Annotated in this window: 24 protein-coding genes and 1 pseudogene; 22 read left to right on the plus strand and 3 right to left on the minus strand. The window is 38.8% G+C overall.

Annotation, left to right across the window (positions count from 1 at the left end; all coding sequences use genetic code 11):
* The first annotated feature begins 7 nt into the window (after nucleotides 1-7).
* The gene (locus M028_RS0116170; RefSeq protein WP_026574773.1) at nucleotides 8-1,027 is read left to right on the plus strand and encodes a SepM family pheromone-processing serine protease; all 1,020 of its coding nucleotides are present in this window, start codon (nucleotides 8-10) and stop codon (nucleotides 1,025-1,027) included.
* 23 nt (nucleotides 1,028-1,050) lie between these two features.
* On the opposite strand, the gene M028_RS0116175 is transcribed toward M028_RS0116170, so the two are convergent.
* Complete coding sequence (locus tag M028_RS0116175) at nucleotides 1,051-2,262, minus strand: nucleotidyltransferase (RefSeq protein WP_026574774.1); 1,212 nt, start codon at nucleotides 2,260-2,262, stop codon at nucleotides 1,051-1,053.
* Between the two features lie 100 nt (nucleotides 2,263-2,362).
* A complete protein-coding gene (locus M028_RS32885; protein WP_155925634.1) occupies nucleotides 2,363-2,611 on the minus strand; it encodes a hypothetical protein in 249 nt (82 codons plus the stop codon).
* Nucleotides 2,612-2,862: 251 nt separating this feature from the next.
* Between M028_RS32885 and M028_RS0116185 the strand changes: the two genes are divergently transcribed.
* The 4 genes from M028_RS0116185 to M028_RS0116200 all read left to right on the plus strand — a co-directional run bounded on the left by M028_RS0116185 (nucleotide 2,863) and on the right by M028_RS0116200 (nucleotide 5,264).
* Nucleotides 2,863-3,387, plus strand: a complete 525-nt coding sequence (locus M028_RS0116185) for a YceD family protein (protein WP_026574776.1) — start codon at nucleotides 2,863-2,865, stop codon at nucleotides 3,385-3,387.
* An 82-nt stretch (nucleotides 3,388-3,469) separates the two neighbouring features.
* Entirely contained in the window at nucleotides 3,470-3,643 is a 174-nt protein-coding gene (gene rpmF, locus M028_RS0116190) for a 50S ribosomal protein L32 (RefSeq protein WP_026574777.1), read from the plus strand.
* A 157-nt stretch (nucleotides 3,644-3,800) separates the two neighbouring features.
* A complete protein-coding gene (locus M028_RS0116195; RefSeq protein WP_026574778.1) occupies nucleotides 3,801-4,565 on the plus strand; it encodes an enoyl-CoA hydratase/isomerase family protein in 765 nt (254 codons plus the stop codon).
* Nucleotides 4,566-4,643: 78 nt separating this feature from the next.
* Nucleotides 4,644-5,264 carry an RsfA family transcriptional regulator gene (locus tag M028_RS0116200; protein WP_026574779.1) on the plus strand — a complete coding sequence of 207 codons (621 nt, stop codon included), beginning with the start codon at nucleotides 4,644-4,646 and terminating at the stop codon, nucleotides 5,262-5,264.
* A gap of 30 nt (nucleotides 5,265-5,294) precedes the next feature.
* On the opposite strand, the gene M028_RS0116205 is transcribed toward M028_RS0116200, so the two are convergent.
* Nucleotides 5,295-5,765: an N-acetyltransferase gene (locus M028_RS0116205; protein WP_026574780.1), complete on the minus strand. Its 471-nt coding sequence runs from the start codon at nucleotides 5,763-5,765 to the stop codon at nucleotides 5,295-5,297.
* Between the two features lie 253 nt (nucleotides 5,766-6,018).
* On the opposite strand from M028_RS0116205, the pseudogene M028_RS30240 reads away from it, so the two are divergent.
* The 17 genes and pseudogenes from M028_RS30240 to murG form a co-directional block, all read left to right on the plus strand.
* Nucleotides 6,019-7,007: pseudogene (locus tag M028_RS30240) on the plus strand (acetyl-CoA carboxylase biotin carboxylase subunit); the annotation flags it as partial.
* Between the two features lie 72 nt (nucleotides 7,008-7,079).
* Nucleotides 7,080-7,292, plus strand: a complete 213-nt coding sequence (locus M028_RS0116215; RefSeq protein ID WP_026574781.1) for a biotin/lipoyl-containing protein — start codon at nucleotides 7,080-7,082, stop codon at nucleotides 7,290-7,292.
* Between the two features lie 22 nt (nucleotides 7,293-7,314).
* Nucleotides 7,315-8,856, plus strand: coding sequence for an acyl-CoA carboxylase subunit beta (locus tag M028_RS0116220; RefSeq protein ID WP_026574782.1), 1,542 nt, complete (start codon nucleotides 7,315-7,317; stop codon nucleotides 8,854-8,856).
* Nucleotides 8,857-9,024: 168 nt separating this feature from the next.
* Nucleotides 9,025-9,927, plus strand: coding sequence for a 2-dehydropantoate 2-reductase (locus M028_RS0116225; RefSeq protein ID WP_026574783.1), 903 nt, complete (start codon nucleotides 9,025-9,027; stop codon nucleotides 9,925-9,927).
* Nucleotides 9,924-10,319, plus strand: coding sequence for a DUF3397 domain-containing protein (locus M028_RS0116230; protein WP_026574784.1), 396 nt, complete (start codon nucleotides 9,924-9,926; stop codon nucleotides 10,317-10,319). The genes M028_RS0116225 and M028_RS0116230 overlap by 4 nt, the downstream gene beginning before the upstream one ends.
* Before the next feature lie 108 nt (nucleotides 10,320-10,427).
* The gene (gene bshC, locus M028_RS0116235) at nucleotides 10,428-12,062 is read left to right on the plus strand and encodes a bacillithiol biosynthesis cysteine-adding enzyme BshC (RefSeq protein ID WP_026574785.1); all 1,635 of its coding nucleotides are present in this window, start codon (nucleotides 10,428-10,430) and stop codon (nucleotides 12,060-12,062) included.
* Between the two features lie 146 nt (nucleotides 12,063-12,208).
* On the plus strand, nucleotides 12,209-12,640 hold the full coding sequence (mraZ, locus tag M028_RS0116240) for a division/cell wall cluster transcriptional repressor MraZ (protein WP_026574786.1): 432 nt from the start codon (nucleotides 12,209-12,211) through the stop codon (nucleotides 12,638-12,640).
* 62 nt (nucleotides 12,641-12,702) lie between these two features.
* Nucleotides 12,703-13,635 carry a 16S rRNA (cytosine(1402)-N(4))-methyltransferase RsmH gene (gene rsmH, locus M028_RS0116245; RefSeq protein ID WP_026574787.1) on the plus strand — a complete coding sequence of 311 codons (933 nt, stop codon included), beginning with the start codon at nucleotides 12,703-12,705 and terminating at the stop codon, nucleotides 13,633-13,635.
* 23 nt (nucleotides 13,636-13,658) lie between these two features.
* Nucleotides 13,659-14,015 carry a cell division protein FtsL gene (ftsL, locus tag M028_RS0116250; protein WP_026574788.1) on the plus strand — a complete coding sequence of 119 codons (357 nt, stop codon included), beginning with the start codon at nucleotides 13,659-13,661 and terminating at the stop codon, nucleotides 14,013-14,015.
* Nucleotides 14,012-16,219, plus strand: a complete 2,208-nt coding sequence (locus M028_RS0116255; RefSeq protein ID WP_026574789.1) for a penicillin-binding protein — start codon at nucleotides 14,012-14,014, stop codon at nucleotides 16,217-16,219. Before ftsL ends, M028_RS0116255 begins: the two co-directional genes overlap by 4 nt.
* Nucleotides 16,220-16,333: 114 nt before the next feature.
* Nucleotides 16,334-18,253, plus strand: a complete 1,920-nt coding sequence (locus M028_RS0116260) for a stage V sporulation protein D (protein WP_026574790.1) — start codon at nucleotides 16,334-16,336, stop codon at nucleotides 18,251-18,253.
* Between the two features lie 246 nt (nucleotides 18,254-18,499).
* Nucleotides 18,500-19,960: a UDP-N-acetylmuramoyl-L-alanyl-D-glutamate--2,6-diaminopimelate ligase gene (locus M028_RS0116270; RefSeq protein WP_026574791.1), complete on the plus strand. Its 1,461-nt coding sequence runs from the start codon at nucleotides 18,500-18,502 to the stop codon at nucleotides 19,958-19,960.
* A gap of 3 nt (nucleotides 19,961-19,963) precedes the next feature.
* The gene (locus tag M028_RS30245) at nucleotides 19,964-20,419 is read left to right on the plus strand and encodes a hypothetical protein (RefSeq protein WP_051591076.1); all 456 of its coding nucleotides are present in this window, start codon (nucleotides 19,964-19,966) and stop codon (nucleotides 20,417-20,419) included.
* Between the two features lies 1 nt (nucleotide 20,420).
* Nucleotides 20,421-21,395: a phospho-N-acetylmuramoyl-pentapeptide-transferase gene (gene mraY / locus M028_RS0116280; RefSeq protein WP_026574792.1), complete on the plus strand. Its 975-nt coding sequence runs from the start codon at nucleotides 20,421-20,423 to the stop codon at nucleotides 21,393-21,395.
* Nucleotides 21,396-22,748 (plus strand): UDP-N-acetylmuramoyl-L-alanine--D-glutamate ligase, encoded by a 1,353-nt coding sequence (gene murD, locus M028_RS0116285; protein WP_026574793.1) that lies wholly within the window; start codon nucleotides 21,396-21,398, stop codon nucleotides 22,746-22,748.
* 114 nt (nucleotides 22,749-22,862) lie between these two features.
* Nucleotides 22,863-23,963 carry a stage V sporulation protein E gene (gene spoVE, locus M028_RS0116290; protein ID WP_026574794.1) on the plus strand — a complete coding sequence of 367 codons (1,101 nt, stop codon included), beginning with the start codon at nucleotides 22,863-22,865 and terminating at the stop codon, nucleotides 23,961-23,963.
* Nucleotides 23,964-24,161: 198 nt separating this feature from the next.
* Nucleotides 24,162-25,250 carry an undecaprenyldiphospho-muramoylpentapeptide beta-N-acetylglucosaminyltransferase gene (gene murG, locus M028_RS0116295; protein ID WP_026574795.1) on the plus strand — a complete coding sequence of 363 codons (1,089 nt, stop codon included), beginning with the start codon at nucleotides 24,162-24,164 and terminating at the stop codon, nucleotides 25,248-25,250.
* Nucleotides 25,251-25,328: the final 78 nt, after the last annotated feature.

A 25,328-nucleotide genomic window follows, 5' to 3' on the forward strand; every position in this document is an offset into this window, starting at 1 on the left:
TGGTGAAATGCGTAAGAAAATGTATGTCAGTGCTTTATTTATTATAGCGATTGTGTTATTTGGCGGTTTGTTTTATACACTCCCCTTTTATGTAACAAAACCGGGAATGGCCAAAGAACTTCATCCTATAATAAAGGTAGAAGATGGATACAAGGAAAAAGGCAACTTTATGTTGACAACAGTAAGGATGGGAAGAGCAACAATCTACTCCTATTTAGAAGCAAAGATAAAAAAATATGAAGAACTCTATCCAGTAGAACAGGTTTTAGATAAAACTGAGACAGATGAGGAGTATAATGCAAAACAGCTCTATCTCATGGCCCAATCCAAATTAAATGCGATTGATGTGGCCTACCGAAAGGCTGGCCTTCCGGTAAATTATAAATATAAAGGAATCTATGTGGTTGATGTCGTTCCGGGAATGCCGGCGGACGGTAAGCTTCAAGCAGGTGATCGAATTTTTAAGGTTGATGGACATCAGTTCCCTTCCTCAGAAAAATTCATTGCCTATGTAGCTGAAAAAAATAAAGGTGCCCAAGTTACCTTAACGTTTATGAGAGATAAAAAAACAAAAACAGCTAAACTCTATGTCCAGCCCTTAAAAAAGCAGCCTAATCGGGTGGGAATCGGAATTTATTTAGTTGATGACAAGGAAGTAAAGGTAAATCCACCTGTTGAAGTAAAAACGGATGAAATTGGCGGCCCTTCAGCTGGATTGATGTTTTCACTCGAAATTTATAATCAATTAACAAAAGAGGACTTGACGAAAGGCTATCAAATAGCAGGAACCGGTACCATTGATGTAGATGGGAAGGTTGGTCCGATTGGGGGAATTGAACAAAAAATTGTAGCAGCAGATAAAGCAGGAGCGGAAATCTTCTTTGCTCCTAATGAAAAAGGTGCAAAAGATTCCAACTACCGGGCAGCTGTCAAAACTGCCAAGGACATCAAAACAGAAATGAAAATTGTACCGGTAGATACATTTGATGATGCCGTTACCTATTTAGAAAAATTGCCTAAAAAGTAAAAGACGGTGCATAGCACCGTCTTTTACTTTACTATGATTGGAGTTTGTTTATATTCTTGCTGGATAAATTCATTTCTTAGGTCCAAAGGGATGCCAAATGCATAGATTTGTGCTGCTTTGATATCAAGCATAATTTCTTTTTGTTTATAGGAAGATAGTTTTGAAACGAGCGGGAGTTTAAGCTCGGATTTCACTTTGTTTAAGTATGTTTTTCCTTTTTGGGTCATCCCTAATAATCTTAAATAGTTTGCACCTTCAGGTTTGCTCATTTCTTCTTTTACTGCATTCGTTAAAATATGTACGCAAATTCGTTGCAGTCTTGTCCAGGTATAACGCTTAGTTTTGATTTTTTCCATGAATTCCTGAAAACTGCCTGCGGTTAAGGCAGCAGCTTTGAGCCGATTTTCAATTCCTTCTTCAACCTCATAAATATTCCTAAGCTCTTCCGGGGTGCATTGAATCAGTCTAAATTGTAGATAGCTCCAATAATTTTCCCATTGGTGAAATCCCCTATAATGATTGTAATACTCCTTTAATAATTCAGTCGTCGGGTCAGGGATATATTGGTCAATGGTAAATGTTCTATCATCAGTTGAAAAAAGGGCTTTACGTATACTTGTTGCACTCGCAATCGTTTCAGAAGCAAAATGCTCATCATGGTAATTTGCATTCTTTCGGGCAATGGTTAGCGGTTTTATTTTACTATTCATTTTTTTTATAGATTTTATATACTGAAATCCCAGGATGTTATTAGGCTTTGTTAGGTTTAATAAACCTTCTGTTTCAGTAAAATCCTGAAACGAAAGCGATAATGCTTTTGGATAGCTGACACCCGATTTAATATGTCTTCTTACATTCTCATCAAAGATTTCTTGATGCTCTTCCAAAAAGTCAAAGGTTTTTAAAAAGGAGGAAATGTCACCGCTTTCACTTCCAAAACAAAAAGATTCACAATGCACCCCATCTAATATAGAAATAGCCCCATCAGCAAAAAACTCTGCATTTTGAGTAGCAAATTGATATGGAAGCTCAAATACGAGGTCTACTCCCCCCAATAAAGCCATTTTCGTTCGGTACCACTTGGAAACTAGTGCAGGTTCCCCTCTTTGCAGAAAGTTTCCGCTCATTACTGCAATCACAATATCAGCATTCGAGGTTTCTCTTGCTGCCTGGACGTGGAAAGCATGTCCATTATGAAAGGGATTATATTCGACAATTACGCCAACAGCTTTCAATGCTATCTTCCTCCTGTTTTTTAAAAATTTATGTATATATTATAACGAAAACGGAAGGGAATAGCTTTGTATTCCCTCATGATATAATGTCCTTTCCATTTTAGTTGTGATCATCCCATTCATGCCCATTCCATTCATACCCGTTCCAATCCTGTCCATTCCAGCCATTTCCATTCCAATCATGTCCGTTGTGGTGAAATCCATAATAATATCCAGGGTAACCCATGTGATAATATGGCATACCCGTTCCCCACGGTCCATAGGGCATTCCCGCCCCTAAGTAAGGGAATCCGCCATAGTAACTTGTACCAATGGGAACAGTTCGATAAGGTTGTTGTGCAAAATACATATTTACATCACCCTCTTTCTAGTTTACGATATACTCTATGACAATTTATATTAGGTAGAGCTTATCCCCCTACCCAATAGGCAATTAGACAATATAAATGTTTGTAAAAAGTGCAAGTGGATACACTTATAAGTAATTGCTTTTTAAAGGAATATAGTTTGATGAAATCACCTTCCTAGGTGTAAAGAAAAAACATTGACAAAAATTTAATCGAAGGCTATAATTACCTTTGTTGCCTTGGGGTGATTCAATTGAAATGGACATTAAGCCAATTACAAAAATATCGAAACAAGGATTTTCCGATTGATGAAACGATTCGGGTTGATGAGATTAAACAAGATGATCCTACGATCCGAGAGGTATCTCCAATGCATATTACCGGCAGGGGAGATATTGATTCAACGAAAGTGACCTTTCATTTAAAAATCAAAGGTTATTTAATACTTCCTTGTTCTCGTACTTTAGTGGATGTGAAGCTTCCAATTAATGTCGAAACATCTGAAACTTTCCTCTTACAAACTTCGAATTACGAAATGGAAGAGGAAGTGCATCAAGTAAAAGGGGATTGTATTGATTTAATGCCAGTCATTAGAGAAATTCTTTTACTTGAGATTCCGATGCAGGTTTTTTGCGAAGATGTCACACATGAAGATGCTGCACCACAATCGGGTAAGGATTGGGAAGTGATTCATGAAGAGGATCAATCGAAAAAAATTGATCCAAGACTAGCTGGACTTGCTAAGTTTTTTGACAATGACAATTCTTCCGAATCATAATCGGCAAAACATGGAGCAACGTGAAGACTTTAAGTTATTCGTCTTCATGACTTTCTTTAAACTCTTTAAGGAGGTGGGAAGAATGGCTGTACCTTTTAGAAGAACTTCTAAAACTGCAAAGAGAAAGCGTCGTACTCATTTTAAATTAAACGTACCTGGTATGGTAAGTTGCCCAAACTGTGGTGAAATGAAACTTACTCACCGCGTGTGTAAAGCTTGCGGAACATACAAAGGAAAAGACGTTGTGAACGACTAATTTCATTGAGATAAAAAGCACAAGGAGCATAAAGCCCTTGTGCTTTTGTCGTTTAAAGGGGAATGTTGATTTCCGAACTAAGTGATTCGTGCGATAATCAATGAGTAATTTTACAAGAGCAATCCATACATATTTCATATTGAAGGGAGAAAGGATTATGGCTTATACCATTGAAAAATCAGAAAAGGGCTATTTATTGTTTACCATCACAAGAGGCAATAAAAGAAATGCAGTAGATTATAATGTTATGGAAGGGCTTTCGAAAGCGATTCATCATGCAGCTGACCCTGATGTTTTGGCCTTGGTTATTACGGGAGAAGGAGAAAATGCCTTTTGTTCTGGAGGGGACCTATCTGTCTTTCACTTGCTTGAAACCGAAGAAGAAGCCTATTCAATGCTCTCAAAAATGTCCAAAATTCTTTATTCGCTGTTAACATTACCCATTCCTACTATTGCCCTCATGAACGGACATACAGTTGGTGGCGGATGTGAGATTGCCATTGCCTGCGACTTTCGTCTAGCACGGAAGGGAATAAAAGCTGGTTTTATTCAAGGAAAGCAATCCATTACAACTGGCTGGGGAGGGGGAACGATTTTGGCAGAAAAGCTGCCAAATCCCCTTTACATGAAGCTGTTAATGGATGCTGAGGTTCATAAGGTCGAAAGATTAAATGAGATAGGTTTGATTGACGCCCTTTATGAGACTGACCCTATAAAAGAATGTGAAACATACTTGGAAAATCTCTTATTTAAGGACAAAGGTGTACTGCAATCCTATAAACAGATATGGACTAGAAGGTGGGATGAAACGAAACTGCAAGATAGAATAGAGAGGGAAGTCCGAAATTGTGCCCGCCTTTGGGAGAGTGAATCCCACCATCAATATGTCAAAATGTTTATGAATAAAAAAACAAACAATTAAACCGAAAACAGGTGTTGTTTCAGTCTATCTTTTCTAGTAGATGCATATGTATGAATAAAAACACTAGGAGGGATCTGAATGTCGCCAACTCGCCAAGATGCATGGTCACAAGATGAAGATTTATTGCTTGCCGAAGTTGTTTTAAGACATATCCGTGAGGGAGGAACGCAGCTGCAGGCTTTTGAGGAAGTAGGAAAACAACTGTCCAGAACTTCAGCAGCCTGTGGTTTTCGCTGGAATTCTTTCGTTAGGAAGCAATACAAGTCAGGAATTGAACTTGCAAAAAAACAAAGAAAGGAAATGAAAAAACAATTACCTCAAATGGAGGAAGAAAAAAATGGCGTCGAGGTTATGGTGGAAGCCGCCTCATCCATATCCAGTGGTGAATCTGTTAGTTTTCAAACCGTTATCCATTTTTTAGAGGGACTTCATAGGAAAGCAGAGGTTAGCTCCACCATTGAAGAGGATCGAGAAAAGTCAGTTGAAAAAATAAAAGAATTAGAAAAGAAAATCTTCTATCTGGCAGCGGAAAATGAAAAACTGAGTAAAAACTTAAAAGCGATTGAGGAAGATTATCGATCATTGATTGAAATCATGGAAAGAGCAAGAAAAATGGTTGTTCTTCAGGAGGAAGACCGTCAGCAAAAGGTAAAATTCCAAATGGATAAAAACGGGAATCTTGAAAGAGTGGAAAAATAAAAAAGCGGACTTTATGTCCGCTTTTTTATTTTAATGCTGTGCTTCTACACCTGCAGGATACCATACAAGTGGATTTTCACCGCGGTCACGTTCCATATCATACTCAACAGCATCAAAATCCATCTTATTCCAAAATTCACTTGAATGAACTCTAGGATTTGTTTTAATAGGTAGACCAAAACTTTTTGCAAATTCTACAAGCTGCTTGCCGTAGCCTTTACCTTGATAGTCAGGCAGTACTTCTAGCTTCCAAAGCTCTAAATAATTTTGTGGCGGATAGAAATAGCGGTCAAATTTCGCGTCAATTTGGTATAAACTCATTCTTGCTACTAGTTTGTCTCCAAAATAAATACCATAAAAAGGTGAATCACTGTGATCTTCCACCATATTTGCTTCTAAATCTTCTAGCATAGAAAGCTCTTGAATTCCATATTGCTTAAACTTTTTAAATTCTTCAAGTGTTTTAAAATTGATTTTTAATTTTTCAACTTTTGACCCCATAATGGAACCCCCTAAAAAGAAAGTGATTGGATACATCATCCGTATATCTTCAAGTGATACTGAATAACATGGATATGAGATAATTTTTTGAATTATTCAAACCGAACTACTACATTTATTATATAACAAAATTATAAAAATTTCCTCCATTAAAACCTCAGGAAGCGTTTTCAAAGTTTGCAGGAAATTTCGTGAAGGTTGTAGAAACATATACTTATGGAGGGACTAAAGGGGTTTAGAAAGGGGTAATCATGTGCAAAAAATTTTAATAGCCAACAGGGGAGAGATTGCGCTTCGGATTATTAAAACCTGCCATGAGATGGGGATTGAAACAGTTGCTATTTATTCAGATGCCGATAAGGAAATGCCCTATGTTAAAGCCGCATCTAAGGCAGTGTATGTTGGTGAGCCTCCAGTTACTAAATCCTATCTGCAAGTTGAAAAAATTTTAGCTATTGCCAAAGAGGAAAAGGTGGATGCCATTCATCCTGGATATGGATTTTTATCCGAAAATAGCGGATTTGCCTTGAGAACAATTGAGGAAGGAATCATTTTTATTGGTCCCGAACCGAAAACCCTCGAGCTAATGGGGGATAAAATTGTTTCTCGGCAAACAATGGGAAACGCTGGTGTTCCCGTGGTTCCGGGAAGCGCTCATGGATTAAAGACACTTGAAGAAGCCTGCTCCTTAGCTGCAACAATTGGATACCCCATAATGCTGAAAGCAGCGGAGGAGGGGGAATCGGAATGGTGTTATGTGAAAATGAGCAAGCGCTCGGTAAAGCCTATGCATCGACAAAGTCGAGAGCAATGGCTTATTTTGGCTTAGATGAGGTTTTTATCGAAAAATATATTGCAAACGCAAGACACATTGAAATACAAGTTTTTGGTGACATACATGGAAATATCGTTCATTTATATGAAAGGGGTTGTTCGATTCAAAGAAGACACCAAAAGGTGGTAGAAGAATCTCCGTCTCCATTCCTTTCCAACGGAGTCCGTGAAAAAATGTATGATACGGCTGTTAAAGCAGCAAAAGCTGTTGACTACACTAATGCGGGGACAATTGAATTCATAGTAGATGAACAAGAAAACTTCTACTTTTTAGAAATGAATACGAGAATTCAGGTAGAACATCCTGTGACAGAAGAAATCACTGGACATGACCTTGTTAAGTGGCAAATTCTGATTGCAAAGGGAGAAAAGCTTCCGAAAGTTCAATCTGAAATCGCGTTAGAGGGGAAGATTTTAAAAAGGGTAACTACACAACTAATTTCTTAACAAAACAATTAATAAACTAAGGAGAGAATGAGTATGAGAGAAATTACTGCTTCTATGGCTGGTACGATTTTAAATATTTTTGTTTCAAACGGTGAAATTGTGAAATTGGGGCAGGAGGTTTTAATGCTCGAATCAATGAAAATGGAAATCCCGATTGAAAGTCCCACAGAAGGAATTGTTAGAGAATGTAAAGTGAGCATTGGTGATTTTGTTAATGAAGACGATGTTTTACTAGTAATTGAATAGCAGTTGATAAGGGGGGAGAACAATGGAAACACCCAATACGTTGAATAAACGATTGACCGAAAATCGTAAAAAAATTGAGGCTGGCGGGCTGAAAAAATATCACGAGAAGCTAAAAGAAAAAAACAAGTTGTTTGTACGTGAGAGGCTTGCGTTATTATTCGATGAAGGAATATATGAGGAAGACGGGAAATTTGCTAATTTCCAAGCGGGAGATCTACCGGCCGATGGGGTGGTTTGTGCGATTGGAAAGATAAACGGCCAAACTGTTTGTGTTATGGGAAATGATTCAACGATTAAAGCTGGATCTTGGGGAGCCCGTACGGTTGAAAAAATCATTCGTATTCAAGAAACCGCTGAAAAATTAAAGGTTCCATTACTATATTTAGTTGACTCTGCTGGTGCGAGAATCACCGACCAGTTAGAGATGTTTCCAAATCGCCGCGGCGCCGGAAGGATTTTTCATAATCAAGTAAAGCTCTCCGGTATGGTTCCGCAGGTTTGTATTCTTTTTGGGCCTTCAGCGGCAGGAGGAGCCTATATACCGGCATTTTGCGATATTGTTATTATGGTGGATCAAAATGCTTCCATGTATCTTGGTTCGCCGCGCATGGCGGAAAAGGTAATCGGTGAGAAGGTAAGCCTCGAAGAAATGGGCGGAGCCCGGATGCATTGTTCGGTAAGCGGCTGTGGCGATGTTCTTGCCTTTAGTGAGGAAGAAGCGATAGAATCAGCAAAAAAATATATCGGATATTTTCCGGCAAACTTTAAAGAAAAGACACAGTTAATTGCTGGAATTGCACCAAAGGAAGGCCGTGAACTAGAAGAGATTATTCCGGAAAATCAAAATGCCCCGTTTGATATGTACCAATGTATTGACCGCTTAGTGGATGAGGGAAGTTTTTATGAGATTAAAAAGCTGTTTGCAGCGGAGCTTATCACGGGTCTGGCGCGAATCGACGGCAGAGCAGTTGGAATTATCGCCAATCAGCCAAAGGTAAAAGGGGGCGTACTGTTTGTTGATTCTGCTGATAAAGCAGCAAAATTCATTCAACTATGTGATGCCTTCCATATTCCCTTATTGTTCCTTGCTGATGTCCCAGGTTTCATGATTGGAACAAAAGTAGAGAGGGCCGGAATTATCCGCCATGGGGCTAAATTAATTGCCGCAATGAGCTCGGCAACTGTTCCTAAAATTTCTGTCATTGTGAGGAAAGCATATGGTGCCGGACTTTATGCGATGGCTGGTCCTGCATTTGAGCCAGATTGCTGTATTGCTTTACCATCGGCACAAATTGCTGTAATGGGTCCGGAAGCAGCTGTAAATGCAGTTTATTCAAATAAAATAAAAGAAATTGCCCATCCAAAAGAGAAAATCACTTTTGTTCAGGAAAAGCACAAAGAATATAAAGAAAGTATTGATATCTATAAGCTTGCCTCGGAGTTAATTGTGGATGAAATTGTTGCTCCGAAGGAATTGCGGGATGTATTAGTTCAGCGTTTTGATTATTACGAGACAAAAGAATTAACATTCAGCGTTCGGAAACATCCGGTGTATCCAGTCTAAATAGAAATGCGGAAGCGCCTTGCTCAAGGGGCTTATGACATAGAGCCCCAAGGCGCTGGAGCTAGACAGGACAAAGTCCCTTTTCACTTTTGATGAAAAGGGATTTTTCTTACCAAGTGAAAAACCTTTTGATAAAATAATAGAAAAGTGAAAAAATGAGGGATATCCTTGGAAATTGGAATTATTGGTGCAGGGTCACTTGGCCTATTATTTGCATCTTATTTGAGTCGTGTTTTTAAGGTTACACTTTATACACGAACAGAGGAACAAGCAATGGAAATTGAAAAAAACGGAATTATTTTAAAAAAGAACACGAAAAGTACTCAAGCCTTGGTCCGTGCTTTACCATTAAGTAAATGGGAAGGAACGGAAGATCTTATCATTATTACGGTAAAATCCTACCATCTAGAAGAGATTATTAAAACTATAAATAGACTATCAATAACTCCAAAAAACTTGTTATTTTTACAAAATGGAATGGGTCATTTAAAGCATTTAGAAACATTAAGGGGAACACAGATTTTTGTCGGGTCAGTTGAACATGGTGCATACAGGGAAAATGCTTTTACTGTCAGTCATAATGGAGAAGGCGTAACGAATGTTGCTGTCTTTCGCGGCGATACTTATGTGTTAACAGCATTAATCGAAGCTGGACCTAGTGAATTTCCAATCGTGATGAACGAAGATTTTTACAAGATGCTAGTGAATAAATTAATTGTCAATTCGGTTATAAATCCATTAACAGCGATCCTTGGGGTGAAAAATGGTGAATTAATTAAAAATGAATATTATTTTAAAAATGTTGTTCATTTATTTAATGAAATCTCAATTCTATTAAATATAGACAACCCTGATATTCATTTGAAGAAAATAATTGATATTTGTCATAAAACAGCCGAAAATCGTTCGTCTATGCTAAAGGATATTGAAGCAAATCGAAAAACTGAAGTGGAAGCAATTTTAGGCTTCTTATCGGAAAAGGCAAATGAGGAGTTCAAAAAGGTTCCTTTAATTGAAAGTTTTTATCTCCTTTTAAAGGGGAAAGAGCTTGGAAAAGGTGGTTTGAAATGATTACGTTTATTTCAACTGTTTTATCAGTCCTTTTCGTTTTACCGCCACTAGGATTTGTCGCGGCTTATATTATAGTTAGGATGATCACAAAGAATAAACGAAAATCTGTCCATAAGGCATTAGATTTTACGACCTTCTTATTTATTATTGCTGTTCATTTTTTAATCGTAACCATTTGGGGAAAATCGCTAATCTGGTTAATAATAATAGTGTTAATTCTAATTGCAATGACTTTTGCGTTGGTTCATTGGAAAATAAAAGGTGAAATTTTATTCGGTAAAGTGTTGAAGGGATTTTGGAGGTGCAATTTTATACTCTTTTTCCTTGTTTACATGGCTCTTACATTTTATGGCTTGATTCATCGGGCCCTGACTTTTACCTTTTTTTCATAAAAAATTTTGTTTTCAATAAATTTTATAAGCAAAGTTTTTTTTGAAAAAGAGTGGTTAATGCTATACTCTTAAGGAATGAATATGGTTGATTAGAAAGGATGTACATAAATGGAGATTTTAAATCTCTCTTTGCCGGCTGTAAACCAATTTGCTTCTAATTATTTGGAGCAGGCAGCTGATATACAATCATTTTTCCACTATCGTTATAATCAAATATCCGACGATCAGGATCGATTAACGGAGTTGAAAAATCGAAGCTTCCCACGCGCAGAATTAACTGCACATATTAGAGAGTTTATGAAGAAATACCCCTCTTCAAAGGCAGTGGAAAATTCACTAGAAAAACTGTTAAATCCTAAAAGTGTAGTTGTCATTGGCGGGCAGCAGGCAGGAATACTAACGGGACCACTTTATTCGATACATAAAGTTATTTCCATCATTAAATTAGCTGAGCAAAAAGAGAGACAGCTTGGTGTACCTGTTATTCCTGTTTTTTGGATTGCCGGTGAGGATCATGATTTTCAGGAAGTAAATCACGTTTTTGTTCCGGTAGAAAACCGAATGGATAAATGGATTTATCCAGAGAAAGTTTTTCAAAAGAAAATGGTTTCTGATATTCACTTGGATAAAGATTTATGTCTTGCATGGGTACGAAATGTGATTGAAAACTTTGGTGAAACCATTCATACCAATCGTCTTATTGCATTTGCTGAAGAGCAAATAAGCAAATCGGATACGTTTGTAGACTTTTTTGCAAACATTGTTATGGAAATGTTTAAAGATTACGGCTTGTTAATTGTTGATTCAGGTGACCGGTTTTTCCGCCAGATTCAAAAAGAATTTTTGACAGAACAAATTATTCATCATAACTCGATTACTTATTCTTTGCTAAAACAGCAGGATCTGATTAGTCAAAAGGGTTACCCGATAACGATTGAAGCTCACGATCAGGCTGCGAATCTTTTTTATTACGATGAAAGAATGAACGAACGAATTCTTCTGGAATACAATTTAGAAATAGACCGGTTTGTGGGGAAAAGTGGAGTCATCTCCTTTACAAAAGAAGAATTAGTGGAGATTGCAGCAAAAGATCCCGGCAGGTTGAGCAATAATGTGGTAACAAGACCTTTAATGCAGGAATTACTTTTCCCAACGATTGCATTCATTGCTGGCCCGGGGGAAATTTCTTATTGGGCAGAACTGAAGCTTGTTTTTGAATTATTTAATATGAAAATGCCCCCGATTGTGCCAAGGCTGAATATTACTCTGCTTGACCGCTCTGTTGAAACGGACATGAATGAACTAAATGTAGCTTTGTCTACTGTTTTAACCAAGGGGACAACAACCGACAAAGAATTGTTTCTTGACTCAATCAAAGATAAAGAAGCTGAAGAAATCTTCTTAGCAACAAAGGAACAATTGGCTTCGCAATACCGGCTGATTGAGGCGAAGACTGCCCAGCTTGATAAAGGACTTTTGCCATTATTAAAGAAAAATGAGAAAAAACTTGTAGAAGAAATTGAATTTATGCAAAAGAAACTAGATGATTCGGTAAGATTAAAACACGATGTCATCCTAAGGAAATATGGACGTGTTGATCTTTCATTAAGACCTGACGGGTTCCCGCAGGAGAGAACATGGAATGTGTTTTATTATTTAAATCAATATGGGCTTAATCTCATCAATGATGTAATGCAATTAAGCTTTGAGTTTGATGGACGGCATAAAATAATTAAAATGTAGAAACTTCCCGTTTTGTGAAGTTTCTTTTTTTTGAGAAAAATTACAAGTTTTAAAGGGATTTTAAATCTTTGGAACGAATAGTAAAAATAAGTGGAGGAAAGTGGGGGAATGTGGTACATTTTATATAGAAAGTGGGGGTAGCGGGTATGTTCATGGGTGAATACCATCACAGCATCGATAATAAAGGCCGTATCATCGTGCCCTCCAAATTCCGTGATGATCTTGGTGAAATGTTCATTATCACGAGGGGTTTGGATCAATGTTTGTTTGGTTACCCATTAACAGAGTGGAAAGTGATAGAAGAAAAACTTAAAGGTTTACCACTAACTAAGAAAGATGCCCGTGCTTTTACTCGATTTTTCTTCTCAGGTGCAACTGAAAGCGAGTTGGACAAGCAAGGAAGGATTAATATACCTGCCCCATTGCTTCAATATGCAAAATTAGAAAAAGAATGTGTTGTCTTAGGTGTTTCCAATCGAATTGAAATCTGGAGCAAGCAGATTTGGGAAGACTATTTTGTGCAATCTGAGGATTCTTTTGCTGAGATTGCAGAAAATATGATTGGCTTTGATATATAATGGAAAAGTTATATAAACATAACTTATTATATATCGTTTGATTCGATAAGGAGAATTGGAAAATGTTTGAACATACAACTGTGTTATTAAACGAAGCGGTAGAAGGCTTAAATATTAAACCGGATGGGATTTACGTTGACTGTACATTAGGCGGAGCGGGACATAGTGCGCTCATTCTTTCGAAATTAGGGGCAGAGGGAAAATTATTTGCCTTTGATCAGGATGAAGTGGCAATTGCCAATGCCAAAGAAAAGTTATCGTCTAATCTTGAAAAATTGACGATTATTAAAAGCAATTTCTTATATTTAAAGGATGAGCTCCAAGCCTTAGGCATTAGGAAAGTTGATGGTGTTCTTTATGATTTAGGGGTATCATCCCCACAGTTAGACACACCGGAAAGAGGATTCAGCTATCATCATGATGCTCCATTAGATATGAGAATGGATCGTGAAGCACACACTTCGGCCTATGATGTCGTTAATCACTGGGAATATGAAGATTTAGTCCGAATCTTTTTTCGCTATGGTGAAGAGAAATTTTCTAAGCAAATTGCTAGGAAAATTGAAGCAGCACGAGAATCCAGACCAATTGAGACAACAGCGGAATTGGTTGAATTAATAAAGGACGCAATCCCTGCACCCGCCCGAAGAAAAGGCGGACATCCAGCCAAGAGGGTTTTTCAGGCGATAAGAATTGCAGTAAACGACGAATTATCCGTTTTTGAACAATCATTAAACCAAGCAATGGATATTTTAAATCCGGGAGGAAGAATCAGTGTGATTACCTTCCACTCGTTAGAGGATCGAATTTGTAAGGCGGCATTTAAAAAAGCTAGCGTTGCCCCTGACTTACCCCATGGTTTACCGATTATTCCAGAACAATACAAACCAACGTTAAAATTAATCTCTCGAAAACCTATTCTTCCTTCTGAAGAAGAACTCGAACAAAACAATCGTGCCCGATCTGCGAAGCTTCGTATTGCAGAAAAAATATAAAAAATTGCTGGAGGGGAAAAAATTTGAGTAATCTTGCCAGGAAATATCAAGAGCAACAACAAGTGACTGAAACCGTTCAAGAAAAACTAAAAGTAAAAGTTAAGAAGTCCTGGCTTACACCCGGGGAAAAAGTACTCGGGATTGCGTTTGCCGGTATGGTTTGTTTTGGTGCTGTTCATATGATTTCGAACCAGTCGCAAATTTGGCAGGTGAATAAATCGATTCAAGAAACTACAAACTCAATTGAGAAGCAAAAGAAAGTAAACAATGACTTAAAAGTACAAGTTAGCGAACTAAGTACGTATGAACGTATTTATGAAAAAGCAAAGGAAATGGGACTCGTTTTAAACGAAAATAACGTCAAGGTTGTGCAAAAATGATTAAGAAACAGCCCTATATGAATGTTGGAGCAGCCTGTTTATTTGGAATATTCGGCCTGCTCTTTTTTATATTGCTTTTCCGATATTTTTCAATCGAAATATCCGGGGAAGCTGCCGGTCAGCCGCTTGCAGCAAAGGCGCAGAAAAAATATACAAGGGTCGGTACACTTGAAGCCTCCAGAGGGATTATTTATGATCGAAACGGAGAAGTTGTCGCAGAAGACACCGCTTCATATACACTTCTTGCCATTTTAAGTAAAAAGATGACGACGGACCCGAAACATCCAATGCATGTTAAGGATCCGCAAAAAACTGCAGAAGAATTGGCCAAATATATTGATATGGATGAGTCTGAGATTTATAGTAGATTAACAAAAAAATTGTTTGAGGTTCAATTTGGCTCTGCCGGAAAAGATATCTCGATTGAAACGAAAAGGAAAATTGAGGCTTTAAAGCTTCCGGGTATTACCTTTATCCCACAAATGAAGCGTTTCTATCCAAACGGGATATTTGCCTCTCATTTAGTAGGATATGCTGACCCTGATGAAAAAAAAGATAATAAAATCGTAGGACAAATGGGAATTGAGAAATCTCTAAATAATTACCTAACAGGCTCAAATGGAAAAATAAATTACGAAAGTGACTTATGGGGCTATATACTTCCGGATAAAAAGAAAAACATCACCCCGGCAAAGGATGGTGATGATGTTTATTTAACAATTGATCAGAAAATCCAAACATTTTTAGAAGATGCTATGAATAAGGTGGCAAAGGAATATAATCCGAAAAAAATTATTGCGATTGTAGCAGATCCGAAAACAGGTGATATTTTAGCGATGGGGCAACGTCCGTCTTTTGACCCGAAAACAAAAGAAGGCATTACGGACAGCTGGCATAATGAAGCCATTGAAACTTCATATGTACCTGGTTCGACCATGAAGATTTTCACGCTTGCCGCAGCTGTGAATGAAGGGGTTTTCAACCCGAATGAATTGTATAAATCAGGATCCTATCAGGTTTCTCCAAGGTCACCGGCGATACATGATCATAATTATTCAGGCTGGGGAACCATCTCCTTTTTAGAAGGTTTGCAGCGTTCATCGAATGTTGCCTTCGCAAAAATAGCTCATGAAAAATTAGGCTTTGAGAAATTCCGAGAGTACTTAAGTAAATTCGGATTTGACCGGCCGACCGGAATTGATCTTCCCAATGAAGCATCAGGAAAAATTCAGTATAATTACCCAATCGAAAAAGTAACAACAGCCTTCGGGCAAGGTACAGCGATAACACCAATTGAGCAAATTCAGGCAGCAACATCGATTGCTAATGATGGTAAAATGATGAAACCTCATGTAGTAGAGAAAATTGTCAATCACGATACCGGAAAAACGATTAAAGAAAACAAACCTGAAGTGGTATCCACACCAATAACTGCTGAAACCGCAAAAACTGTTCGTAATTATCTTGAAACAGTTGTTACTTCAAAAAATGGGACAGGAGGGCGCTACAAAATTGATGGTTATAGCGTCGCTGGTAAAACCGGAACAGCGAATATCCCAAACCCAAATGGCGGGGGATATTTAACAGGTTCACAGAATTATATTTTCTCTTTTCTCGGAATGGCGCCAAAAAATGATCCGAAATTAATTGTTTATGTTGCAGTGCAACAGCCGCAAATAGACAACTATGAATTTGGCTCACGCCCTGTTTCAGAGATTTTTAAACCGGTAATGAAAAATAGTTTGCAATACTTAAATATCCGTCCATCGAAACTTCAAAGGCCTAGTTCGATTAAGCTTGGAAATTTAACTGGTGATGCAATAACTGAAACTGTAAAAAATTTAAATAATCAAGGATTTAGTCCGATTGTGCTTGGAAAAGGTCCGGATGTAACCACTCAGCTTCCAAAGGCTGGAACCACCATTCTCGAAGGAGAAAAGGTTTTATTAGGTACGAAAGGTAAGATGTTTGCTCCTGATATGAAAGGCTGGTCACTCCGTGATGTTATGCAGATTGCAAAAATAGCGAATTTGAAGTTTAACGTTGCAGGCAGCGGGTATGTAGTGAAGCAGAATATTAGTCCCGGAGCTACGTTAAAAAAGGGAGATAATTTGATTGTACAATTGCAAACTCCTGAGCAGCAGTCAATAAACACAGAGGATGCCAGTCAAGAAAAAAATCCTGATCAAAATATTAGCGATTAAAGAAAACTCTCTCCTTTCATTTAAAGGGGGAGTTTTCTTTTTTCTTAACGGTCTAATTTTTTATGTACAAGCATATAAATGGAACGACCACTAAAGAGGAGGCTCGTTCAAAGTATGCGTGTTTCAAATGTAACTGTCCGTAAACGGTTAATGATTGCACTTTTCGTTGGAATACTTATCTTTTTAATTATCGATGTCCGGCTTGGGTATGTACAGTTTGTTCTTGGTGATATGCTTACAGGAAAAGCCAAAGATTCGTGGAGCCGAAATATACCCTTTGAGCCTGAGCGTGGAGAGATTGTCGACCGAAATGGGGTCCCGCTTGCAACAAATGTCAGTGCTCCAACGGTTTGGGTTGTTCCAAGACAAATTAAAAACCCAGCGGAAACGGCTGAAAAACTTGCCTCCGTGCTAAATATAACTAAGGAAAAGGCATATAAAGAAATTACCCAGGGACAATCGATTGTCAGAATCAAAGAAGGAAGGAAAATTTCCCATGAAAAGGCCAAAGAAATAAGGGCATTAGGTCTTGATGGAATCTATATTGGTGAGGATTCTAAACGCCATTACCCATATGGAAGCTATCTTTCCCATGTTCTCGGTTTTGCCGGAGTGGACAACCAGGGCCTGATGGGTCTTGAAAAGTATTATGATAAGGAACTTAGCGGGGACCGGGGTTCCGTAAAGTTTTATGCAAACGCAAAGGGACAGCGGATGAACGATATGGCGGATGATTATGAACCGCCTAAAAATGGTCTGAATTTAAAATTAACCATTGATACGAAGATCCAAACCATTGTGGAAAGGGAGTTAGATATTGCCGAGGCTAAGTATAATCCAGACGGAATCATAGCCATTGCTATGAACCCTAATAATGGAGAAATTTTAGCAATGTCCAGCCGCCCTACATTTAATCCTTCTAATTTTAGAAATGTTTCGCAGGAAGTTTACAACCGGAATCTCCCAGTATGGTCAACCTATGAGCCTGGTTCTACCTTTAAGATTATTACTCTTGCTGCTGCATTAGAAGAGGGAAAGGTGAATTTAGAGAAGGATCAATTTCACGATCCTGGATATGTTACCGTTGCTGGGGCGAGGCTTAGATGCTGGAAGCGCGGGGGGCATGGCAGTGAAACATTTTTACAGGTTGTACAAAATTCATGTAACCCTGGATTCGTAGAATTAGGAGAACGTTTAGGTAAAGATACCCTGTTTAAATATATAAAGGATTTCGGATTTGGCCAAAAGACAGGAATTGATTTACAAGGAGAAGGTACAGGGATTTTATTTAATTTAAATCGGGTCGGTCCAGTTGAATTAGCGACTACGGCATTTGGCCAAGGGGTATCAGTTACCCCCATTCAACAGGTTACAGCGGTTGCGGCGGCTATAAACGGAGGAATTTTGTATAAACCGTATATTGCGAAAGAGATTGATGATCCTTTAACAAATGAAGTAGTTATGAGAAATTCACCCGTAGCAAAACGAAGAGTGATTTCTGAGGCAACGTCTAAAAAGGTTCGCAATGCACTTGAAAGTGTTGTTGCTCAGGGGACTGGCGGTAAAGCATTTGTTGACTCTTATCGAATTGGCGGTAAGACAGGGACGGCCCAAAAAGCACAAAATGGACGTTATCTAGAAAATAATCATATTGTTTCCTTTATTGGGTTTGCGCCAGCGGATGACCCACAGCTAGTTGTTTATGTAGCTGTCGATAATCCAAAGGGAGTTGTTCAATTCGGGGGTCAGGTAACAGCGCCAATTGTTGGAAATATCATGAAGGATAGTTTGCGTGCCATGGGGGTTGAGCCACGTAAAAACCAAATTGAAAAGAAAAAGGCTTGGGATGATGTCCCGGTCATTGAACTGCCTGACCTGGTTGGATTGACAAAAAGTGAGATTGGCGAACAGATGATCAATTTGAAAATTGATGCAAGTGGTGAAGGTGATACAGTGGTAAGGCAATCCCCTGCACCGGGAACAAAATTAAAAGAGGGTTCGAAAATTAGACTTTATTTTGGCAATGGTGAATAGAATTAAAAGTAATGGGGTAGGCGGCTGGAATATGTATTCTGCCGCCTATTTTTCCGCTGCAATTAATGGTAGAATGGAATTTGGTTTTATTTTCATGTAAAATAAGAAAAGCTGATGCGCCTGGTTAGTCCTAAAAGCAACCTTAAGGGCTGGGCACTGGAGCTGGAATAATCGAAGTAGAATATTTTAACCTTCTTCAAATTAGTCAGCCATGTACTTCCTGGTCATGAGAGGATTTGAGAGAACATGAAGCTACAAAATCTACTTGAATTTTTGCATTCATTAGTCCCTTATTCGGGCGCCAATCCGGAAATTTCATCGATTGAAAATGATAGCCGAAAGGTGCAAAAGGGAAGTTTATTTATTTGTATTAAAGGCTACACAGTGGATGGTCATGATTATGCACAAGCCGCTGTTATGAATGGTGCAGCCGCTGTTCTTGCCGAAAAAACACTTCCGCTTGATGTACCGGTTATTTTAGTAAAGGATACTCATCGTGCTATGGCAGTCCTTGCCGATGCCTATTACGGGCAGCCATCGAAAAAAATGCACTTAATTGGCATTACCGGAACGAACGGGAAAACCACCACTAGTCATTTAATTGAAAAGATTTTTGCAGATGCGGGGAAGAAAACTGGCTTGATTGGAACGATGTATACAAAAATTGGTGATAGGACAATCGAAACCAAAAATACGACCCCTGATAGCCTGACATTGCAAAAAAACTTTCAGCAAATGGTCAAGGCCGATGTTGAACTAGCGGTAATGGAGGTTTCTTCCCATGCTTTAGATATGGGAAGGGTCCATGGCTGTGATTATGATGTTGCGGTGTTTACGAATTTATCCCAGGATCATCTTGATTATCATAAAACCATGGAGGATTACCATCGGGCAAAATGCTTGCTATTTTCCCAGCTCGGAAATACCTTTGAAAAAAGCAAACCGAAATTTGCCATTTTGAATGCAGATGAACCTGCTTCGGTATTATTTGAAAAATCTACGGCTGCGCATGTCATTACATACGGGATTAACAATCATGCGGATATCCGGGCGGAAAATATTCAAATGAAGTCCTTTGGCACAAGCTTCGAATTAATCATTAAAAAGGAAAGATATCCGGTTAAAATGCAGCTCTTAGGGAAATTCAATGTGTATAATGTGTTAGCAAGCGTTTCAGCTTCAATCGTTTCAGCCGTGCCCATAACGCAAATTATCCAGTCAATTCAAAGTATTAAAGGAGTGGCAGGAAGATTTGAACTAGTTGATAAAGGTCAAAACTTTACAATTATCGTTGATTATGCGCATACACCGGACAGCTTGGAAAATGTTTTGAAGACAGTCCGGCAATTCGCCCAGAAAAAAATATTTGTCGTTGTTGGCTGCGGGGGTGACCGAGACCGTACGAAAAGACCACTGATGGCTCAAATTGCCTGCAAATTTGCAACAGACCCGATATTTACGTCAGATAATCCAAGAAGTGAGGATCCAATGGCCATCCTTAATGATATGGTTTCAGGAGTACAAGGGTTAAGCTTTGAAGTTATACCCGACAGAAAAATGGCAATTGCAGCAGCAGTTGAACGTGCATCTGAAGGCGATGTAATTCTTATTGCCGGTAAAGGTCATGAAACCTATCAAATTATTGGTAGCAAGGTATATGATTTTGATGACCGGCTTGTAGCTCAAGATGCACTCAAGGGGAGATAGGAGATGTATTTAGTTTATAGTGATGTTGCCAATTTCATTCATGAATTTCGGGGAGCACATGATCCCGCTCTTACTTTTTATACGGTAACGGACCAATCAGCAGCAATTCAGCCGAAAGGGATTTTTGTACCACTCAGTGAAGAATCAGGTGAACTAAAAGAGGCACTTGCCAATGGGGCAATCGCTGCCATTTGGGATAAAGAAAAACAGCTGCCGCGCTATACTCCGAACCACTTTCCGGTTTTTCTTGTGGAAGATCCGGAGGAAGCTTTGCGGATGATCCTACAACACTATATAGATAAATTAGATGGAGAAACAGAAAAAACAATGAATATAACAAAATTTGATTTTTTAGAGAAAAAACTTTTTAACAAAAATAAACAAACATATGATATTGCTGTGATGTTGAATGAATTATCAGATAAGTTAAATGTAGCTGATGAAGGAAGGAGGGGATAAAATGCTAGAGCAAGTTATTTTATTTACTATCATTATGGCATTTCTAATATCTGTATTGCTTTCTCCCATTTTTATCCCTTTCTTAAGAAGGTTAAAATTTGGACAAAGCATTCGTGAAGAAGGCCCGAAATCGCATCAAAAGAAAACAGGTACACCGACAATGGGCGGGATAATGATCTTATTCTCGATTATTATTACCACCCTAGTGATGACCGGAAAGTTTTCTGCGCCAACCGTAAAAACCTATTTACTTTTACTTGTGACATTCGGCTTTGGCTTACTCGGTTTTCTTGATGATTTTATCAAGGTGGTATTAAAGCGAAATTTAGGGTTAACGTCCAGACAAAAACTTTTGGGACAAATCATTATTTCAGTCATTTTTTATTTTGTTTATAAACAAAATGATTTTCCGACGGAGATTACTTTACCTTTTGGAGATTACTCCTTTGATTTAGGTTGGTTCTATGTCTTTTTCATTATTTTTTGGCTTGTCGGTTTTTCCAATGCAGTCAATTTAACGGATGGACTTGATGGGTTAGTATCGGGTACAGCGGCCATTGCTTTTGGTGCATATGCTGTGCTGGCCTGGAATCAATCTCAGGTAGAAGTGGCGATTTTTTCCGTTGCAATTGTTGGAGCAGTGTTAGGATTTTTAGTTTTTAATGCGCATCCTGCTAAGGTTTTTATGGGAGATACTGGTTCACTTGCATTAGGCGGGGCGATTGCAGCTATTGCCATTTTAACGAAGCTTGAAATTCTGCTCATCATTATTGGCGGCGTATTCGTCATTGAAACCTTATCAGTTATTCTGCAAGTCATTTCTTTTAAAACAACAGGGAAGCGGATTTTCCGAATGAGTCCATTGCATCACCATTATGAATTAGCCGGCTGGTCTGAATGGCGAGTTGTTGTTACTTTTTGGAGTGTAGGACTAATATTAGCGATTCTTGGAATCTATATCGAGGTGTGGTTGTAATTGAAACAGATTGAGACGTATTGTCATAAAAAGATTCTTGTTCTTGGACTTGCAAAAAGCGGGGTGACCGCTGCTGCACTCTTACATAAGCTTGGGGCATTTGTAACGGTAAATGATCGAAAGCCATTATCGGAAAACCCTGAAGCACGTGGATTGTTGGAAGAAGGGATCAAAGTTATTTGCGGTGACCATCCTGTAGAGCTTCTTGATGATGGATTTGAACTAATTGTTAAGAACCCGGGAATTCCTTATAACAATCCAATCATTGAAGGGGCTCTTGAAAAAGGGATCCCTGTCATTACGGAGGTTGAATTGGCTTACCAAATTTCCGAAGCACCGTTTATTGGGATTACCGGTACAAACGGAAAAACGACGACCACAACTCTAGTTTATGAAATGCTGAATGCAGGACAAAAACAGCCGCTGATTGCCGGGAATATTGGAACAGTGGCTTCAGGCGTGGCAGAAGAGGCGACGAAAGATAATACGATTGTCATCGAGTTATCTTCCTTTCAGTTAATGGGGATTAAGGCATTCACCCCTAAAATTGCAATTATCACAAATATTTATGATGCTCATTTGGATTATCATGGCTCGAGGAAAGAATATATAAAGGCAAAAGCAAATATTACAAAAAATCAAACCGAAAATGATTATTTAATCGTTAATTACGATCAAGAAGATACGATGGAAATTGCCCGTCAATCCGGGGCTAAAATTATTCCTTTTTCCACTAAAAGTGAACTATCTGAAGGGGCTTATCTTAGTGGTGAATGGATTTGTTTTAACGGTGAAAAAGTGATGGAAGTGAAAGATATTGCCCTGCCTGGTGTACATAATCTTGAAAATATATTATCTGCGCTTGCCGCAGCAAAACTTACCGGGGTGGATAATCTCGCCATTCAAGAAGTACTCAAAACATTTACAGGAGTAAAACATCGTCTGCAATATGTTAGTGAAATAAACGGACGTAAATTTTATAACGATTCAAAAGCTACCAATATTTTGGCTACAGTTAATGCATTAGCTGCTTTCAAAACTCCCGTTATTTTATTAGCAGGTGGTTTGGACAGGGGCAATGAATTTGATGAACTGATTCCCTATTTAAGGAATGTTAAAGCGTTACTAACGTTTGGCCAAACTGCTCCGAAGCTTGAACGTGTAGCGAAAGAGGCTGGAATAAAAATGATGAAGCGTGTCGATAATGTTGGGGAAGCCGTGCCTGTGGCTTATCAGTATTCCGAATCGGGCGACGTTATTTTGTTATCTCCTGCATGCGCCAGCTGGGATCAATATAAAACTTTTGAAGTAAGGGGAGACATTTTTATCGAAGCCGTGCATAAGCTTAAGTAAGGGCTTGTCCAAAGGAAAGCGCAAGGCGCCTATCGGCAGCTGCGCTAGACAATCATAGTGTTCTCCACCGAGGTTCGCTATAAGCCCTAAAACTGGTAGTTGAGGTGTTTAGTGGTGCCGACAAAGAGAACAACCCCTGATTTTATTTTGATGATTGTAACCTTCACGCTTCTTGCCATTGGGCTGATAATGGTTTACAGTGCCAGCGCTGTATGGGCAGAATATAAATTTCATGATTCCTTCTTCTTTGCAAAAAGACAAACCCTATTTGCAGGGGTGGGAATCGCTGCAATGTTTTTCATTATGAACATCAATTATTGGACTTGGAGGACATGGGCAAAAACAATCGTAATTGTTTGTTTTGTTTTATTGGTCCTTGTCTTGATCCCTGGGATTGGTAATGTTCGAAATGGTTCAAGAAGCTGGATTGGCGTAGGCGCATTTTCAATTCAGCCATCCGAATTCATGAAGCTGGCAATGATTTCCTTTTTAGCAAAGTACTTATCTGAACGGCAGAAATTTATTACTTCCTTTAAAAAAGGGCTTATCCCTTCACTTGGACTTGCATTTATTGCTTTTGCCATGATTATGCTCCAGCCCGATCTTGGGACGGGGACAGTAATGATAGGAACTTGTGTGGTGATGATTTTTGTTGCTGGTGCCCGAATTAGTCACTTTACGTTTTTAGGACTACTGGGGGTTGCCGGATTCGTTGGGTTGATTGCTTCGGCCCCTTATCGTATTAAGCGGATTACCTCTTTCCTTGATCCTTGGTCTGACCCGCTTGGAAGTGGTTTTCAAATCATCCAATCGCTGCTTGCGATTGGTCCAGGTGGTTTGTTTGGATTGGGTCTTGGTCAAAGCCGGCAAAAGTTTTTCTACCTGCCGGAACCGCAAACGGACTTTATCTTTGCGATTCTTTCTGAAGAGCTCGGATTTATCGGCGGCTCATTTATCCTATTGCTGTTTGCATTGCTCCTCTGGAGGGGGATTCGAATCGCACTGGGTGCTCCGGACTTGTACGGAAGCTTCCTAGCCGTAGGAATTATTGCAATGGTTGCGATTCAAGTCATGATCAATATCGGCGTAGTCACAGGACTGATGCCGGTTACGGGTATTACACTGCCATTTTTAAGCTACGGAGGGTCATCGCTGACCTTAATGTTAATGGCTATTGGTGTTCTATTAAATATTAGCCGTTATTCAAGATATTAATTAGTTGCCCTGTTTTAATAACAGGGTATTTTTCACTATAAGGCAACTATGCCCCTATCTTCACCTGACGGCTCGCCAATCGGCGAGTTTTCTTTACATTTACATAACATTCTTTTATCAATGACTTTATTTTATAGATTTTTATAGTAGAATGAGGAAGGTAATTACGTAGGCAGCAATTATTAATGAGGTGTATTTATGAAGATAGTTGTCAGCGGAGGCGGAACGGGAGGACATATTTATCCTGCTCTTGCCCTTATAAGAGAAATTCAAAAACAGACAAAAGATGCGGAATTCTTATACATAGGAACGAAAAATGGTTTAGAGAGCAATCTTGTCCCAAGAGAAAAAATTCCTTTTAAATCGATTCATATTACCGGGTTTCGGAGAAAAATCTCCTTTGAAAATATTAAAACAATTTTTCGATTTTTCAAAGGAACACGAGATAGCAAAAAGATCTTGAAAGAGTTTAAACCGGACGTTGTGATTGGAACGGGAGGCTATGTTTGCGGTCCCGTCGTATATGCTGCCGCAAAACTTGGAATTCCCTCCATTATTCATGAACAAAACAGCGTTCCAGGTTTGACCAATAAGTTTCTAAGCCGTTATGTGAATAAAATTGCCATTTGCTTTCAGGAAGCGAAAGAATATTTTCCTATAGATAAGGTTGTTTTCACCGGCAATCCCCGGGCATCAGAAGTGATTGGCCAAGATGGGGTGAAGGGAAGATTATCAGCCGGCTTAAGTGCAACCGCTCCTTCCGTACTTATTTTTGGTGGAAGCCGTGGGGCTAAACCAATTAATGATGCGGTTGTAAAAGCATTATCTGAATTTGGCAGTAAATCATATCAGGTTTTGTATATAACCGGTGATGTGCATTTTGAGGATGTTAAAAAAGAAGTGGAGTTAATCGGTAATCCAAGTAATGTCATCATTAAGCCGTTTATTCATAATATGCCCGAAGTACTCTCGGGAATTGATTTAGTAGTATCAAGGGCAGGGGCTACCACGTTAGCAGAGCTTACTTCACTTGGGATTCCAAGCATTCTTGTCCCAAGTCCATATGTTACCAATAATCATCAGGAAAAGAATGCAAGGTCATTGAGCGAAAATGGTGCAGCAAAAATATTGCTAGAAAAAGATTTGAATAACAAAAGTCTTGTTGGAAGCATTGACCAAATTTTATTAAACAAGGAAAAACTGAAAGACATGAAGGCCAAAGCGAAGAAAATCGGCGTTCCAGATTCCGCCAACAGACTTTATGATTTAATAAAAAGTTTGAGCTAGAGACCATGGTTTATTAATTGGAGCGGAAGGCACGAGACTCCTGCGGGAGTACGGAACTGGGGAGACCCCGCAGGCGCT

This window comes from Bacillus sp. UNC438CL73TsuS30 (assembly GCF_000482325.1).
Lineage (GTDB): Bacteria > Bacillota > Bacilli > Bacillales > Cytobacillaceae > Neobacillus.

Coding starts and splice junctions, on each gene's coding strand:
- M028_RS0116170 (WP_026574773.1), top strand. CDS start 8: ATGCGTAAGAAAATGTATGTCAGTGCTTTATTTATTATAGCGATTGTG.
- M028_RS32885 (WP_155925634.1), bottom strand. CDS start 2,611: ATGTATTTTGCACAACAACCTTATCGAACTGTTCCCATTGGTACAAGT.
- rpmF (WP_026574777.1), top strand. CDS start 3,470: ATGGCTGTACCTTTTAGAAGAACTTCTAAAACTGCAAAGAGAAAGCGT.
- M028_RS0116195 (WP_026574778.1), top strand. CDS start 3,801: ATGGCTTATACCATTGAAAAATCAGAAAAGGGCTATTTATTGTTTACC.
- M028_RS0116200 (WP_026574779.1), top strand. CDS start 4,644: ATGTCGCCAACTCGCCAAGATGCATGGTCACAAGATGAAGATTTATTG.
- M028_RS0116205 (WP_026574780.1), bottom strand. CDS start 5,765: ATGGGGTCAAAAGTTGAAAAATTAAAAATCAATTTTAAAACACTTGAA.
- M028_RS0116215 (WP_026574781.1), top strand. CDS start 7,080: ATGAGAGAAATTACTGCTTCTATGGCTGGTACGATTTTAAATATTTTT.
- M028_RS0116220 (WP_026574782.1), top strand. CDS start 7,315: ATGGAAACACCCAATACGTTGAATAAACGATTGACCGAAAATCGTAAA.
- M028_RS0116230 (WP_026574784.1), top strand. CDS start 9,924: ATGATTACGTTTATTTCAACTGTTTTATCAGTCCTTTTCGTTTTACCG.
- bshC (WP_026574785.1), top strand. CDS start 10,428: ATGGAGATTTTAAATCTCTCTTTGCCGGCTGTAAACCAATTTGCTTCT.
- mraZ (WP_026574786.1), top strand. CDS start 12,209: ATGTTCATGGGTGAATACCATCACAGCATCGATAATAAAGGCCGTATC.
- rsmH (WP_026574787.1), top strand. CDS start 12,703: ATGTTTGAACATACAACTGTGTTATTAAACGAAGCGGTAGAAGGCTTA.
- M028_RS0116255 (WP_026574789.1), top strand. CDS start 14,012: ATGATTAAGAAACAGCCCTATATGAATGTTGGAGCAGCCTGTTTATTT.
- M028_RS0116260 (WP_026574790.1), top strand. CDS start 16,334: ATGCGTGTTTCAAATGTAACTGTCCGTAAACGGTTAATGATTGCACTT.
- M028_RS0116270 (WP_026574791.1), top strand. CDS start 18,500: ATGAAGCTACAAAATCTACTTGAATTTTTGCATTCATTAGTCCCTTAT.
- M028_RS30245 (WP_051591076.1), top strand. CDS start 19,964: ATGTATTTAGTTTATAGTGATGTTGCCAATTTCATTCATGAATTTCGG.
- mraY (WP_026574792.1), top strand. CDS start 20,421: ATGCTAGAGCAAGTTATTTTATTTACTATCATTATGGCATTTCTAATA.
- murG (WP_026574795.1), top strand. CDS start 24,162: ATGAAGATAGTTGTCAGCGGAGGCGGAACGGGAGGACATATTTATCCT.